At 41.4% G+C, this 12,530-nt stretch carries 9 protein-coding genes; 4 read left to right on the top strand and 5 right to left on the bottom strand.

The window, feature by feature from the left end; all coding sequences use genetic code 11:
- Positions 1-516 precede the first annotated feature (516 nt).
- The 3 genes from J0656_RS07110 to purU all read right to left on the bottom strand — a co-directional run bounded on the left by J0656_RS07110 (position 517) and on the right by purU (position 4,537).
- Positions 517-1,218 carry a DUF4197 domain-containing protein gene (locus tag J0656_RS07110; RefSeq protein WP_207032549.1) on the bottom strand — a complete coding sequence of 234 codons (702 nt, stop codon included), beginning with the start codon at positions 1,216-1,218 and terminating at the stop codon, positions 517-519.
- A 119-nt stretch (positions 1,219-1,337) separates the two neighbouring features.
- Positions 1,338-3,626 (bottom strand): maltose phosphorylase MdxK, encoded by a 2,289-nt coding sequence (locus tag J0656_RS07105; RefSeq protein ID WP_207032548.1) that lies wholly within the window; start codon positions 3,624-3,626, stop codon positions 1,338-1,340.
- A gap of 62 nt (positions 3,627-3,688) precedes the next feature.
- Positions 3,689-4,537, bottom strand: a complete 849-nt coding sequence (gene purU / locus J0656_RS07100) for a formyltetrahydrofolate deformylase (RefSeq protein WP_207032546.1) — start codon at positions 4,535-4,537, stop codon at positions 3,689-3,691.
- A 142-nt stretch (positions 4,538-4,679) separates the two neighbouring features.
- Between purU and J0656_RS07095 the strand changes: the two genes are divergently transcribed.
- Positions 4,680-8,138, top strand: a complete 3,459-nt coding sequence (locus J0656_RS07095; protein ID WP_207032545.1) for a methylmalonyl-CoA mutase family protein — start codon at positions 4,680-4,682, stop codon at positions 8,136-8,138.
- 3 nt (positions 8,139-8,141) lie between these two features.
- On the opposite strand, the gene J0656_RS07090 is transcribed toward J0656_RS07095, so the two are convergent.
- Positions 8,142-8,543: a hypothetical protein gene (locus J0656_RS07090; protein ID WP_207032544.1), complete on the bottom strand. Its 402-nt coding sequence runs from the start codon at positions 8,541-8,543 to the stop codon at positions 8,142-8,144.
- Between the two features lie 122 nt (positions 8,544-8,665).
- Here J0656_RS07090 and J0656_RS07085 point away from each other — a divergent pair, with 122 nt between their 5' ends.
- The 3 genes from J0656_RS07085 (at position 8,666) to J0656_RS07075 (ending at position 11,302) form a co-directional block, all read left to right on the top strand.
- On the top strand, positions 8,666-9,118 hold the full coding sequence (locus J0656_RS07085) for an Lrp/AsnC family transcriptional regulator (RefSeq protein ID WP_207032543.1): 453 nt from the start codon (positions 8,666-8,668) through the stop codon (positions 9,116-9,118).
- Between the two features lie 61 nt (positions 9,119-9,179).
- Entirely contained in the window at positions 9,180-10,607 is a 1,428-nt protein-coding gene (locus J0656_RS07080) for an alpha/beta hydrolase family protein (RefSeq protein ID WP_207032542.1), read from the top strand.
- Between the two features lie 56 nt (positions 10,608-10,663).
- Positions 10,664-11,302: a DUF1684 domain-containing protein gene (locus tag J0656_RS07075; protein ID WP_207032541.1), complete on the top strand. Its 639-nt coding sequence runs from the start codon at positions 10,664-10,666 to the stop codon at positions 11,300-11,302.
- Between the two features lie 56 nt (positions 11,303-11,358).
- On the opposite strand, the gene J0656_RS07070 is transcribed toward J0656_RS07075, so the two are convergent.
- Positions 11,359-12,411 carry an outer membrane beta-barrel protein gene (locus J0656_RS07070; protein WP_207032540.1) on the bottom strand — a complete coding sequence of 351 codons (1,053 nt, stop codon included), beginning with the start codon at positions 12,409-12,411 and terminating at the stop codon, positions 11,359-11,361.
- Positions 12,412-12,530: the final 119 nt, after the last annotated feature.

The following is a 12,530-nucleotide window of genomic DNA, read 5'->3' as shown; positions in this document are numbered from 1 at the left end:
ATAACAAAGATACGTTCAAATCGTACTGGTGGACTACGCTAGAAAGGGTATACGTCTATAAATCAGGTAATTTATCTAAAATTTAACGTATGCCGCTATTTTTCGTGATTTCGCTAACAATAGTTTTGGATTATATTAACGTATCCTTGTGATGACTGCAATTTGGTTTAAAATGTAGTGACACGATGATTTTATCGGTTTAACTCTTGACTCAAAAGCAGGGGCCAAAATAGTGGTCGATGGTCATGGGTTTGAAAAATGCAAAAGGGTAGTTTCGGATTTTTACGCTCAAGCAATTATTAGGGGTAGCTGGAAAAGAAAAAAACCGGTGAGGAACACCGGTTTTTAAACTAACTAACTCAAAAAAATGCTAACTCAGATAACTTGTACAAAATTCAAGTTTAACCTCTAGATCAAGGTTAATTTAACTTTAGGAATTTGTTATAATTATACTTAATTATTGAGTTTATAACGTCTTCTTTTTTGAGTTATTGCGTTTTTATCAAAAAATTATGATTAATCCTGAAGAGCGAATACCTTTTTTAACAATTCTGTTGTTCTTGACGAAACTTTTGTCCTAATTTCTTTTTCTTCTACGGCTATCATGGTATAAACACCTTCTAGGGCTTCGTTGGTGGTATAGTCGGTCAAGTCCGGGTTTACATCATTGGTCAAGGGCAAGCTGTTGTATTTGGTGATGATGTTGCTCCAAATTTTGTCCGCACCTACTTTTTGAAAAGAATTTTTGATAATCGGATTGAACTTGTTGTACAACTGGGTCTTCGTGGCACGCTGTAAATATTGTGTTGCGGCGTTATCGTTCCCCAAAAGTATTTGTCTGGCATCGTTAAAAGTAATTCCCTTTACCGCATCCACAAAAATAGGGGTGGCTTCGCCAACGGCATCTTCCGCAGCCCGATTGATAATCCTGAGTCCCTCGTCCGCCAGACTGGATAAACCGATATCCCGCAAAGTTTTGTCCACCTTCTGAAGCTCTTCGGGCAGTAGAATTTTAACAAGTTCGTTCCTGTAGAATCCATTTTCACTGGTCAGCTTGTTTACTTGTTTTTCTATGCCCATGTTCAGGGCCTCGCGCAGTCCTTGGGCTATTTGATCATTTCCGATTCCTGTACCTTGGGGTAATTGGTTGACCACTTGTTGCAGTTCGGCACAGCCCACCAGTTGGAAAACCAAAACGCATAGCAATAATCTTTTCATGGTTAAATTTTTAAGTTCATATGAAAATAGCTCGAATCACCTTAAAACTGATTGATTTTATCAATTTTTAGCTGAAATCACCTCGATCCAAAAATTATTTCGTTCTTTTCTTTGATGGATTAAGCGGATAATGTGATTGGTTTTTCGTTGACAACGATTTCTAGGGGTTCGCCACTGTCAATCTCAAAATCAGCACTATTTTGGCTCACCGTCACTTTTATAATTCTTTCCCTAAAATTGATTTTGAAGGAATACATTTCCCATTGCTCTGGGATTTTAGGCGCAAAGCAAAGCTTGCCGTCTCTTATCCTCATACCGCCAAAACCTTCTACAATGCTCATCCAAGTTCCCGCCATGGAGGTAATGTGCAATCCTTCTTCCACTTCCTTGTTGTAATCGTCCAAATCCAGTCTGGATGTGCGCAAATAAAAAGTATAGGCCTGCTCCATCCGGTCCAGTTTTGCAGCTTGAACAGAGTGCACGCAAGGTGACAGGGAAGATTCATGAACGGTAAACGGCTCATAAAAGTCAAAATGTTTTTCCAGTTCCTCTGTGGTAAAATGGTCCTCGAAGAAATAAAAACCTTGCAGCGTGTCCGCCTGTTTGATGTACGGTGAACGCAGGATTCTATCCCAGCTCCAATGCTGATTGATGGGGCGTTCTTTTTTGTCCAAGTCGGCCACCCTGACCAAATCTTTGTCCAAGAACCCGTCCTGTTGTAGGTAAACGCCATGTTCTTCGGACAAGGGGAGGTACATATGTGCCGCTACTTTTTTCCAAAGTCCGGTTTCGTCATTGGTCAATTGCGTTTTTTCCAGTATCCGCTTATAATCGGTAGTATATTGTTGCCGCACATGCTCCAATTGTTCAAGGGCATATTCCAAGCACCATTTGGCCAAGTAATTGGTATACCAATTGTTGTTGACATTGTTTTCGTACTCGTTGGGGCCTGTTACGCCGAGCATAACGTATTTGTTGCGATTTTCGGACCAGTTGATGCGCTGTTGCCAAAAACGTGCTATACCGATCAGAACCTCCAATCCCATTTCTGGAATATAGCTGTAATCTTCAGTATATCGGGTGTAGTTAAAAATGGCGTAGGCAATTGCACCGTTTCTATGGATTTCCTCAAAAGTGATTTCCCACTCGTTATGGCACTCTTCACCATTCATGGTGACCATCGGATAAAGTGCGGCACCGTTTTTAAAACCAAGCTTTTCGGCATTTTCAATGGCTTTTTCCAAATGATTGTACCGGTATTTGAGTAATTTCCGAGCTACTTCTTGATTTTTCGTGGCCATATAAAATGGAAGACAGTACGCTTCGGTATCCCAATAAGTGCTGCCGCCATATTTTTCGCCCGTAAAGCCTTTAGGGCCAATATTCAATCGGGAATCCGTTCCCGTGTAGGTCTGATTCAATTGAAAAATATTGAAGCGAATACCTTGCTGGGCTTTTATGTCGCCTTCAATCGTAATGTCGCTCATGTCCCAAATCTGGGCCCAAGCTTTTTTCTGTTCTTCTAAAAGTCCATCAAACCCGAGAGAGGAAACTTCGTTGAGTACAGTATCAGCTGCCTCAATCAACTTATCGGCTGGATGGTTTCTGTCTACTGTGTAACCTCCATATTTAACTAGTGTAACTTCTTGCCCCTTTTTGACATCGACCACATAAGAATGGCCAACGGAAAGTTCATCTTTTTTTGATGTTGGTTTTATTTCTGATTTGTTTCCATCCAAAAAAAGTTCCGAATGCATGAAAGTACATACCTTAAAATTGGTCTTCATGGTATGCGATTCAATAAAGGCTCTATTTTTTTCGGATGTTATTTTTGTCGTGTTCCAGAATTTATCGTCCCAGTTGCTGTCCTTATTTTTTATGCCACTATCCAGATATGGGAGAAAAATCACCTCGGCATCAACATTCAATAACCTTATTTGATATTGGATAGCGCCAGTTTCATCGGTATCTAAGCAAAGAAAACGGGTAGCTTCAATAGCAACTTCTACGTCATTTGGCATAATGGCGACAAAACTTCTTTTATACCAACCTTCCTTCATATGCAGTTCGCGACGGAAATCAACCACTTTTTTACAAGTGTTCAAATCCAGCTGCTCTCCATCGACCCATAAATCGATTCCAATCCAATTGGGAGCGTTCAAAACCTTGGCAAAGTATTCAGGATATCCATTTTTCCACCATCCCACCCGGGTTTTGTCGGGATAGTACACTCCTCCGATATAGCTGCCTTGAAAAGTGGCCCCAGAGTAATGTTCTTCAAAATTGGCGCGTTGCCCCATGGCACCATTGCCTATACTGAAAAGGCTTTCGGAAGATTTTATCCGATCTTTATCGAAACCTTCCTCAATAATACTCCATGGGTTCGGTTGTATATAATCTTGATGCATTTTAGGCTATTGATTGAATTGTTTGTTTATTACTCGTTGATTATAAGATACTTAATCTTTGATTATGAAAAAATCACGGTCTTGTTATTATAGACCATCGTTTTACGCGCTACGTGAAGTTGAACCGCCCGCGAAAGTACAATACGCTCCAAATCCCTCCCCTTGGCTATAAAATCCTTAACCGAATGGGTATGCGAAACGGTAGTAACATCTTGTTCAATGATAGGCCCTGCATCCAAGTCTTCTGTTACGTAGTGGCTGGTGGCACCAATGATTTTCACGCCTCTTTCAAAAGCAGCATGGTAGGGTTTAGCACCTGCAAAGGCAGGTAAGAACGAATGGTGGATATTGATAATTTTCTGTGGGAATACATCTATCACCTTTGGTGATACGATCTGCATATACCTCGCCAAAACAATAAAATCCACCCCATATTGCTCCAAAAGTTCCAACTGTTTGTCCTCGGCCTCGTCCTTGGTCGCTTTGGTCACGGGAATATGAAAATAAGGGATGTTGAACTGCTCCGCAACATATTTCAAATCCGTGTGATTGCTCAATATAAATGGTATGTCTACCAATAGTTCCCCAGAATTGTAACGGCTCAGCAAATCGTAGAGGCAGTGATTGTATTTGGAAACGAAAATGGCCATTTTGGGTTTGTAATCGTCGGTGTATGCATCCCATTCCATGTTGAACTCATTGGCCAACTCTTTTTCAAAATCCGTTTTGAAGGAGGATAGGTCAATCTCCTGTTCAAACTCGCTTTTAAGGCGCATAAAAAACACACCGGCCTGTTTGTCCACGTGTTGGTCCAGATATACCACGTTTCCCTTTTGCTGGTGGACAAAAGTGGTAACGGAACGAATGATTCCTGATTGGTCAGGGCAGTTGATAAGAATGGTCAGTTTCATGGGACACATTTGAGCGGATAAAATTATGGTATTCAAAAAAGGAAGCCCAAACTTATATTATTTTTTATACAATCTTAATCAAAACCAATTTTCAATTGCATTTTCTGTAAATTGCAGTGCAAAATCAGACCTTTTATTGCAGATGGAACAAATAAAACCCTACAACCCTAAAAATAAAATCAGAATTGTTACCGCGGCCTCGCTTTTTGATGGTCATGATGCGGCCATCAATATTATGAGAAGAATAATCCAAGCCACTGGGGTAGAGGTGATTCATTTGGGGCACGATAGGAGTGTTGCCGAAGTGGTGGATTGTGCCATTCAGGAGGATGCCAATGCCATTGCCATGACATCTTACCAAGGCGGGCACAACGAATACTTTAGGTATATGTTCGATTTGTTGAAGGAAAGGGGGGCAGGTCACATCAAAATATTTGGCGGCGGCGGCGGTGTTATCCTTCCAGAAGAGATAAAAGAGCTGATGGATTACGGTATAGAACGTATTTATTCCCCTGATGATGGCAGGGAAATGGGTCTCCAGGGGATGATCAATGATTTGGTGGAACGATGTGATACAGTCGTTCCCGATTTACATCTTCCCAAAGGGAAAACTTTGGAGAACCAGTTGGAAGAGAAGCATCCGAACACTTTGGCACGTTTGATTTCTTTGGCAGAGAACCGTCATGAGGAATTTGAGAAGTATCAAACCACTATTGAAAAATCAGAAAACAGCGTTCCCGTTTTGGGAATCACAGGAACGGGGGGTGCAGGTAAATCCAGTTTGGTGGATGAATTGGTACGTCGATTTTTGATGGATTTTCCCGATAAACACATCGGAATTGTTTCCGTAGACCCATCCAAGCGTAAAACAGGCGGTGCTCTTTTGGGCGATAGAATCCGTATGAATGCCATCAACAGCGATAGGGTGTATATGCGCTCCTTGGCTACGCGACAGTCCAATTTGGCACTGTCCAAACATGTTTCGGAAGCCGTTCAAGTGCTGAAAGCGGCCAATTACGACCTGATTGTTCTGGAAACCTCTGGAATCGGACAATCCGATACCGAAATACTGGAGCACAGCGATGTATCGCTTTATGTGATGACCCCAGAATTTGGTGCGGCTACACAGTTGGAAAAAATCGATATGTTGGATTTTGCGGATATCGTAGCCATCAATAAGTTTGATAAGCGAGGCGCTTTAGACGCCCTTCGCGATGTAAAGAAACAATATGCCCGTAACCACGGATTATGGCATACCAATGAAGACGAGCTTCCCATTTTCGGTACCATTGCTTCGCAGTTCAATGACCCTGGGATGAACAGTCTCTATAAAAAGGTGATGGATACCTTGATGGAGAAAGCAGGTTCCACTCTGAATTCCACTATTGAGATTACCCAGGAAATGGCGGAGAAAATTTATGTGATTCCGCCAGCAAGAACCCGATATCTTTCGGAAATAGCCGAAAACAATAGGAGTTATGATACCAAGGCGAAGGAAGAATCCAAAGTGGCCCAAAAGCTGTACGGTATCTTTTTGACTTTGGCATCGACCTTGGAAATAGAGCAAGAACAGGCCGAGGAATTGTTTTTGGGTAAATCGGGCTTGGACGAGGAGGAAATCGGGAAGCACATCAAAAATGAAGAATCGAGAGCATTGGCGCAACTGCTCATCAAGGAATTTGATCGGGTCAAAATGCATTTGAATCCCCTCAACTGGGAGGCTATTTTAAAATGGAATGAAAAAGTTGCCCGTTACAAATCGGAAATCTATTCCTTTAAAGTAAGGGACAATGAAGTCAATATAAAAACACATACCGAATCCTTGTCGCACAGTCAGATTCCAAAAGTTTCTTTGCCCAAATACAAGGCATGGGGCGATATTTTGCAATGGATCTTGCAAGAGAACGTACCAGGGGAATTTCCTTATACGGCAGGACTTTACCCTTTTAAAAGGGAAGGGGAGGACCCGACCCGAATGTTCGCGGGCGAAGGTGGCCCTGAGCGTACCAATCGAAGGTTTCATTATGTGAGTATGGATATGCCTGCCAAGCGATTGTCCACCGCTTTTGATTCGGTCACCTTGTATGGGAACAATCCCGACCACCGACCAGATATCTATGGGAAAATCGGAAATGCAGGGGTGTCCATCTGCTGTTTGGATGATGCTAAAAAATTATATTCTGGGTTTGACCTGAGCAGCCCAATGACTTCGGTGAGTATGACCATTAATGGTCCAGCACCAATGCTCTTGGCCTTTTTTATGAACGCAGCAATTGACCAAAACTGTGAGAAATACATCAAAGAGGATGGGCTGGAGAAAGAGGTCAAGAACAAAATTGAAAGCATTTTTAAAAGGAAAGGAATAGCGCAACCCACCTATTATGGCGAACTTCCCGAAGGGAACAATGGCCTTGGTTTAATGCTTTTGGGCGTAACTGGGGACCAAGTACTTCCCGAAAATATATACCAAGAAATAAAAGCTAAGACCTTGAACCAAGTTCGCGGTACGGTACAGGCTGATATTTTAAAAGAGGACCAAGCACAGAATACCTGTATTTTCTCCACAGAGTTTGCATTACGATTGATGGGCGATGTGCAAGAATATTTTATTGAGCAACAGGTACGTAATTTTTACTCGGTTTCCATATCGGGCTATCATATTGCCGAGGCGGGAGCTAATCCCATCACACAGTTGGCCTTTACGCTTTCCAATGGTTTTACCTACGTGGAATATTACTTGAGCCGCGGAATGGACATCAATAAGTTCGGTCCTAACCTATCGTTCTTCTTTTCCAATGGAGTCGACCCGGAATATGCTGTCATCGGTCGCGTAGCAAGGCGCATTTGGTCCAAGGCGCTTAAAGAAAAGTATGGCGCCAATTCAAGGGCACAAATGCTCAAATATCACATCCAAACCTCGGGAAGAAGTTTGCACGCGCAGGAAATTGATTTCAACGATATCCGCACCACGCTTCAGGCCTTGTATGCAATTTATGATAACTGTAACTCGCTGCATACCAATGCGTATGATGAAGCAATTACTACCCCAACCGAAGAATCCGTCCGTAGGGCCATGGCGATACAATTGATTATCAACAAAGAATTGGGCTTGGCTAAAAATGAAAACCCTATACAGGGGTCGTTCATTATTGAAGAGTTAACGGATTTGGTAGAGGAAGCTGTGTTAATGGAATTTGACAGAATTACGGAACGGGGTGGTGTGCTGGGAGCTATGGAAACCATGTACCAACGTTCCAAAATCCAAGAGGAAAGCCTCCATTATGAAACTTTGAAGCACTCTGGCGAATATCCAATCATTGGGGTGAATACATTTTTGAGCTCCAAAGGTTCACCGACCATTTTACCTGCTGAGGTCATCCGCGCTACGGAAAAGGAAAAGGAAAATCAGATAAAGACCTTGCAAAACCTTCACAAAAGGGAAGAGGACGAAGCCACCAAACAGTTGAATGAATTGCAGGAGGTTGCCATCAACAATGAAAATATTTTTGAAAAATTGATGGAAGCCGCCAAATATTGTTCATTGGGCCAAATTACCGAGGCGTTGTTCCAAGTAGGGGGGCAGTACCGAAGAAATATGTAGGAATCAGTCGTTCTTGTTGATCAAGGACTTTCTCCACTTTTTAAAGGAAACTCGAAAGATTCGAATCTCTTTTCTAAGCAAGTTCAGGTATTCCTTCTCTTTGACACCATCGCGTTCAAGCCCATTGCAATAGGCCAAAATATTGCGGGTCATGATATTCACGTAAGAAAGGCTTCTCATGCGCACGGATGGACAATTGCTCAATGCGGCCTGTTCCAATTCCTTGGTAATCAGGTCGGCATCTACCAAAAGGGATTTAGAAATATCGTCTCGAAAAGAATCGATTTTGCGAAGTGACAAAATCTCTCGGTTTTGGGTAAAATAAGCAGCTACCGCCTCGCTCATGTCGCGAAGGGCCAAAGATCTACGGTATACACCAAGGGAGTTAAGAGAATTCCTCTCCATGTTTTTCTAGCAATTTTGAATTATAAAATTACGCACGAATCAAATTTTTTTACTTTTGTTACGAAAGCTATAATTCGATTTTACTTTCGAAAACAAAAAAATAGCAGTAAATTTCTTTCTATATGAAGATAGATGACTTGAATTGGCAAATATTGAATCATTTGCAGCAAAATGCACGGGAATCTTTTGCGAATATTGGAAGAAAGATTGGCCTGACCCCACCTGCGGTTGCGGAACGCGTAAAGAAAATGGAGGACCTTGGCATCATTGAAAGTTACCGTGCCAACATTTCCTATGTAGAGGCGGGATACCAGCTGAAGGCGATAATCATGTTGCGTGCATTCATGGGTAAGTTGAAGCCTTTTCTGGATAAGGTAAAAACATTTCAGGAGGTGGAAAATTGCTATCGTATCACCGGTAATGAGAACATCATTATGGAAGTGGTGCTCCGAGATCAATCCCATTTGGAAAAGTTCATTGATGAACTCATAGTTTACGGTGAATGTAGAACACACATTGTATTGTCCAACGTAGTAGCCAATTCTCCCATTAAAAAAAGTAAAGTCGGTAAATAGTTTCTTGTTAAATTGATGTTTTAGAAACAGACTTTGGCTAGATTTTTGTTAAAATAGAGTTATGAAAAAAACATATTTGCTATCACTTTTGACCAGTTTTTGTGCACTATCCGTCTTCTCACAACAATTGGTCTTAAAAAAAGGGGAGATTGTTGAAAATCTTTCAATCAACGATTCCACAGAAAATACCTACTCCATTTACATACCCAAGACCTTTTCCATGGAGAAAAAATGGCCGTTGATGGTGGTGTTGGATACGGAGGGAAATGAGACCAAGGCACTTTCCATGTTTGTGGTTGCAGCAGAAAATGAGGGGTATGTTCTGGCTGCTCCAAAACTGTTGGACAGTGTTTCTTTGACAAAGAATATGGTAGTGGTAAGTCAATCTATTCAGAAGGTTACAAGCATGTTGCCCATACACGGTGATAGGATTTATGCGGCAGGTAATGAGTCCGGAGGGCAGTTTGCCAGTTTGGTTCCGGTTTTGATCACAGGTGTTAATGGGGCAATGTCCATTGGAGCTTCTTTGGCCAATCGTGAACTGATAAATACCAAAAACCCTTTCCATTTTGTAGGGATTGTTAATAAAGAGAATTTTAATTACCCATTTATGTTGACGGATGCCAAGTTGTTGGACAGGTATAAGTTCCGCAACCAAGTATTGTTGTATGATGGTAACGGTGAATGGCCCGGGGTTTCGTATTTGGAAAAAGGAATGCAGCTTTTTACATTGGATGCCATGGGAAGAAAATGGATTCCAAACGACCCTACCTATGTAGAAAAGGCCTATCAAGAAGATTTGGACAAATTAGAGCAGTTGAAAAGCATTGGTGATTTATTGTGGGCGGAACAATACATGACCGAAATGGTGTCCATGTACGGGGCATTAAAAAATATGGATTCCCTCAGGTCGGTGCAGAAGGATATCAGGAAGGACAGGGGCTTTAAAGCGATGAAAAGAGCAGAAAACGCTGCCTTTTTAAAGGAATCTTTGCTCAAGGAGGATTACCAATATTATATGGAGGAAGATGTGTACACCCATAACTTCAACAATCTGGGATGGTGGAACCATCAAATGGGGGAGATTAGCAAATTTATTTCAGGTTCCAAACCCTATGAAAGACAGATGGGCCATAGGCTTAAGGGTTTTGTAAATGCCTTGGCGGAAGATAACATTCGGATAATAGCTTCCGAAGAAGTGGTGGATGAAGATGCTCTGACATTTTTGTACATGCTAAAAACCATTCTGGAGCCCGAGAATCATGAATATTACCTCAAGACCATTTCCCTCAGTTCCAAAAATGATGATTTTGGAACATCGCTCTTCTATTTGGAAGAACTTTTGAAAAAGGGTTTCAAGGATAAGGAAAAGCTCTACAATCTGGAACATACAGCCTTGTTCCGTATTACCCCGGAGTTCAACGAAATGGTATCCAAGTATCTGGACGATGCACGTTATGACATCAAACTCGATGAAAATAGACGGTAGACAAAGGCCTCAGTTCTTCCAAGTTTAAGCTGTATTTTTGTAAAAACAGCTTCAGGATGAAATATGCAATTGTATTATCGGTCGTTTTTTTGATGGCCTGCGGCCAAGGTAAAAAATACCATGACGAAGGGAAATCCGTTACCCCAAAATCGGATTTGGTCGCGGATATTTTAGACTATCAAAAGAAACAGAACGAGAGTTTCAGAGACCCTGATTCATCCCCTTTGCCCGATAAATACCGTAAGGATTTCGAGGGGCTCGATTTTTTTGAGCCCGATACCAACTATATAGTAAAGGCGCATTTTGTGCGTACTCCAGATGCAGAACCTTTTTTAATGCCGACCACGACCGATAGACAGACCCAAGAAGTTGTTTATGGAATTGCCCATTTTAACTTAAATGGTGAAGAGCATCAATTGGAAGTCTACCAAAGTTTGGGCCTAATGGATGATGAGGAATACGAAGAATATCTGTTTTTGCCTTTTCTGGACAATACAAATGGTGAAGAAACGTATGGAGGAGGAAGATATATTGATTTGACAATTCCCGAAGGTGATACTTTAATCATCGATTTTAACAAGGCATACAACCCCTATTGTGTGTATAACAAAAAGTACTCCTGCCCTCTAGTGCCAAGGCAAAATTATTTGAGAACTAAGGTGAGAGCAGGAGTGAAAAATTTTAACAAGGACTAAAAAAGCCTTAATCCTATTGGAGTAAGGCTTTTTTTCGTGTCATATCAATTATATTGTTAGAAGGAGTAAATCGCAGCGAACAATACAGAAGCTAAGCTTCCTGTTGGTGCTAAGTCGTTATCAATAAAAGCATCTTCAGAAGCGCTGTCCAATCTAATTTCTGGCTTAAGAATTAAGTTGCCTATAGTGGCGCTTCCAGTTAAAGTGACAGCAAATACATCCAAATCTCCTGTTAGTGAATCTGTTTGGTCAATAGCACCCACATTTGTTTCTGTAAAGTATTCACCTCTAAGTCCTAAACTAAAAGTTTCGGAGACAGCATATTGTGGGTAAAGTGCAACACCGGCAAAATCCACATCTGCATCACTATTATCATAATAAGCAGCGTTGATTCCCAAGAAGAATTCCTCGGAAAGGTCAAAACCACCGGTGTAATCAACTTCGAAACCACCTTGGCTGTACAAGAAATTCAAGAACTGGCCAGAGTAGCCCAATTGAGCACCTACGGCATAATCACCTGTTGGATTAAATTCGGTCAAATCAGTAGGGTTCATCACAGCGACCATGGCAGACCACTCGTTACCCAAATCAAAATCAGCCTTTAAACCTGTATGGCTAAAAGGACCGTAGGAGAATAAGTAAGATGTACTATAGTTAAAGTTAGCTACTGGTGAAATTACTTCGTACCCTAAAAAGGTGTTGAAATTACCAAAAGTAAGGGTAACGGCATCACTTACATTCCAGTACACATATAATTGGTTTACAATATCACCGGTTGCGGAATACATTGGAGAAGCAAAGATGGCATCTGTACCCCGTGGTCCAAAAACCAAATCGGCAACAAACCCTACTTTTTCACCTTCGTAAGCGGCTATAAGGTTGGCCATACCCAAAGAGAATCCTGGAAGTTGAGCAAATGAAGACCCTGGAGCAATGGCTTCCTCATCATTTGGAGCAGTGATATTCGCTCTATAATAAGCATCTACAGAACCGCTGAAACTAAACTTTGGAGTTGTTTCTTCTTCCTGTGCGGAGGCTGAAAATGTTACCATTGAAATAATGGCGATAGCCAAAATTTTTCCGAAATTTGTATTTATAATCGTTTTCATATCATAATCGTTTAGTTGTCCTTTATTGAAGGACAGTTAGTTGTAATAATTGTGAGTTTGATTGAAAAGGTTATCAGACGGAGCGTTTGGCAGAACGCTCCGTTCCTTTTTTTACAATC

The organism is Flagellimonas aurea (assembly GCF_017313785.1).
Lineage (GTDB): Bacteria > Bacteroidota > Bacteroidia > Flavobacteriales > Flavobacteriaceae > Flagellimonas > Flagellimonas aurea.
This window is presented reverse-complemented; position numbering and strand designations above follow the sequence as displayed.

Excerpts from the sequence above, each read along its gene's own strand:
- J0656_RS07105 (WP_207032548.1), bottom strand. The coding sequence starts at position 3,626 with ATGCATCAAGATTATATACAACCGAACCCATGGAGTATTATTGAGGAA.
- J0656_RS07070 (WP_207032540.1), bottom strand. The coding sequence starts at position 12,411 with ATGAAAACGATTATAAATACAAATTTCGGAAAAATTTTGGCTATCGCC.
- J0656_RS07085 (WP_207032543.1), top strand. The coding sequence starts at position 8,666 with ATGAAGATAGATGACTTGAATTGGCAAATATTGAATCATTTGCAGCAA.
- J0656_RS07080 (WP_207032542.1), top strand. The coding sequence starts at position 9,180 with ATGAAAAAAACATATTTGCTATCACTTTTGACCAGTTTTTGTGCACTA.
- J0656_RS07075 (WP_207032541.1), top strand. The coding sequence starts at position 10,664 with ATGAAATATGCAATTGTATTATCGGTCGTTTTTTTGATGGCCTGCGGC.
- purU (WP_207032546.1), bottom strand. The coding sequence starts at position 4,537 with ATGAAACTGACCATTCTTATCAACTGCCCTGACCAATCAGGAATCATT.
- J0656_RS07110 (WP_207032549.1), bottom strand. The coding sequence starts at position 1,218 with ATGAAAAGATTATTGCTATGCGTTTTGGTTTTCCAACTGGTGGGCTGT.
- J0656_RS07095 (WP_207032545.1), top strand. The coding sequence starts at position 4,680 with ATGGAACAAATAAAACCCTACAACCCTAAAAATAAAATCAGAATTGTT.
- J0656_RS07090 (WP_207032544.1), bottom strand. The coding sequence starts at position 8,543 with ATGGAGAGGAATTCTCTTAACTCCCTTGGTGTATACCGTAGATCTTTG.